The sequence below is a fragment of the uncultured Amaricoccus sp. genome (assembly GCF_937858865.1).
Lineage (GTDB): Bacteria > Pseudomonadota > Alphaproteobacteria > Rhodobacterales > Rhodobacteraceae > Amaricoccus.
In genome coordinates this window covers 1-2,543 of the sequence record NZ_CALLYO010000010.1, presented here as the reverse complement: position 1 = coordinate 2,543, position 2,543 = coordinate 1, and the positions used below count along the sequence as shown (strand labels likewise).

Here is a 2,543-nt window from a genome sequence, read left to right as displayed (position 1 = left end):
ACCGACCAGGTCGCCGCCCTCTCCCGCCTCTTCGACCCCCTCGTGCGCCGCGCCATCGTCGGTCCCGAGCGCGTCCACGACCTGCTGGGCGAGCTCGCCGACACGGCCAGGTGACGACAGTCCGCCACTTCACGCCCGCCGCGCTTTTCCTGTAGGAATGTCGAAATTCCCGGCTAAAGTCCGCGCATCGTGACAAGCGCGCCCGGAGCGCGCAACGACAGGGAGACGACCATGCTGCGAACGACCACCGCCCTCATCGGGGGCCTCGTCATTGCCGCGACCCCGATGCTGCCCGCCTGGGCCCAGAGCCTCGACGAGCTCGTCGCCGCCGCCAAGGCCGAGGGCACGCTGACCACCGTCGCGCTGCCGCACGACTGGTGCAACTACGGCGGCGTCCTCGAGGGCTTCAAGGCCAAGTACGGCCTCGCGGTCAACGAGCTCAACCCGGATGCCGGCTCGGCCGACGAGCTCGAGGCGATCCGCGCCAACAAGGACAACAAGGGCCCGCAGGCGCCGGACGTGATCGACGTCGGCTTCTCCTTCGGCCCGGCCGCCAAGGACGAGGGACTGCTGCAGCCCTACAAGGTCTCGACCTGGGACGAGATCCCCGACAACGTGAAGGACGCCGACGGCTACTGGTACGGCGACTACTACGGCGTGCTCTCCTTCGCGGTGAACGAGGATCTCGTGCCCGAGCCGCCGGCCGACTGGTCCGACCTGCTGAAGCCCGAGTTCGCCAACTCGGTCGCGCTGGCCGGCGACCCGCGTGCCTCGAACCAGGCGATCCTCGGCGTCTATGCCGCCGGCCTCGCCGCGGGCGGCGCCGCCGGCGCGGAGGCGGGGCAGAAGGGCCTCGACTATTTCGCCGAGATGAACAAGGCCGGCAACTTCGTGCCCGTCATCGGCAAGTCTGGCACGCTGGCCCAGGGCGCGACGCCCATCGTCGTCTGGTGGGACTACAACGCCCTCTCCGGCCGCGATGCGCTGAACGGCAACCCGCCGATCAACGTCGTGGTGCCGAAGTCGGGCGTGGTCGCCGGCGTCTACGTGCAGGGCATCTCGGCCTACGCCCCGCACCCGAACGCCGCCAAGCTCTGGATGGAGTATCTCTATTCCGACGAGGGCCAGCTGAAGTGGCTCGAGGGCTACTGCCACCCGATCCGCTTCAACGCCCTGGTCCAGGCCGGCAAGGTGCCGCAGGAGCTGCTCGACAAGCTGCCGCCGGCCGCCTCCTACGAGGCGGCGGTCTTCCCCTCGCTCGAGGAGCAGGAGGCGATGGCCGAGGTCATCAAGGGCGGCTGGGACAAGACCGTCGGCGCCAACGTCCAGTAGCATGAAGCCGGGTCCCGGGGTCGCGCGCGCGTCCCGGGACCCGGCCCGCGGGGGAGCCGCTCTTGGCGCATGCCGTCAGCCAGTCCGGCCGCACAGCCAGTCCCAGGTCCTGGGCCTGGCTCGGCCTGCTGCCCTTCCTCCTCTTCGCGCTCCTCTTCCTGATCCTGCCGACGATGCACGTGGTGATCGGCGCCTTCCGCAACCCGGCCGGCGAGTTCACGCTGGCCAACATCCGCAACCTCTTCACCCCGTCGATCCTCGCGGCCTTCTCGATCTCGATCCGCGTGAGCTTCGCCTCGGCCTTCCTCGGCTGCCTGATCGGCTTCTTCGTCGCCTGGGCCGTCACGCTCGGCGACCTGCCCGCCTGGCTGCGCGGCCCGGTGCTGACCTTCTCCGGCGTCGCCTCGAACTTCGCCGGCGTGCCGCTCGCCTTCGCCTTCCTCGCCACCCTCGGCCGGCTCGGCCTCGTCACCGTGCTGCTGCGCGAATGGTTCGGCATCAACATCTACGCGCTGGGCTTCAACCTCCTCTCCTTCTGGGGGCTGACCCTCACCTATCTCTTCTTCCAGATCCCGCTGATGATCCTCATCGTCACCCCGGCGCTCGACGGCCTCCGCCGCGAGTGGCGCGAGGCGGCGGAGATCCTCGGCGCCTCGGGCCTGCAGTACTGGCGCCTGATAGCCCTCCCCATCCTCTGGCCGACGCTGCTCGGCACGCTCGCGCTGCTCTTCGCCAACGCCTTCGGGGCGGTCGCCACCGCCTATGCGCTGACCGGCTCCTCCCTCTCCATCGTGCCGATCCTCCTCTTCGCCCAGATCCGCGGCGACGTCCTCGGCGACCCGCACCTCGGCTATGCCCTCGCCTTCGGCATGATCGTCGTCACCGGCATCGGCAACGCGCTCTACATCTGGATGCGCTCCCGCGCCGAGCGGTGGATGAAATGACCCCCGCCGGCCCCGCTGCCGCCCGGCGCCGCCGGCCTCGCGGCCGACCCCGCCGATTGGCGGAAGCGCCGCGCCGGCGCCCCGCGTACGGCAGCCGCACGCCCGCGGCGCCCGTCACCGCCTGCTTGTACTCCACCGTCTCCCCACCCCGGCCGGCTCGAGGGCGGAAGCTGCCGCTGCCCCCGATTCCCCTGAAGGCTTTCATATGGGCAGAAACCCTATCGAGCAGGCGAGGGGCCCCGCCAACAGGCGGGGAGAACAATGACT

The 2,543-nt window shown here is 70.3% G+C and carries 2 protein-coding genes; both read left to right on the top strand.

Features of this window, described 5'->3' with window-relative positions:
• Positions 1-285: 285 nt before the first annotated feature.
• Positions 286-1,332, top strand: a complete 1,047-nt coding sequence (locus tag Q0112_RS00130) for an ABC transporter substrate-binding protein (RefSeq protein WP_297970032.1) — start codon at positions 286-288, stop codon at positions 1,330-1,332.
• 62 nt (positions 1,333-1,394) lie between these two features.
• On the top strand, positions 1,395-2,276 hold the full coding sequence (locus tag Q0112_RS00125; RefSeq protein ID WP_297970031.1) for an ABC transporter permease subunit: 882 nt from the start codon (positions 1,395-1,397) through the stop codon (positions 2,274-2,276).
• Positions 2,277-2,543: the final 267 nt, after the last annotated feature.

Bases quoted from the DNA above. Each gene is read 5' to 3' on its own strand.
- Q0112_RS00130 (WP_297970032.1), top strand. From the start codon at position 286: ATGCTGCCCGCCTGGGCCCAGAGCCTCGACGAGCTCGTCGCCGCCGCC.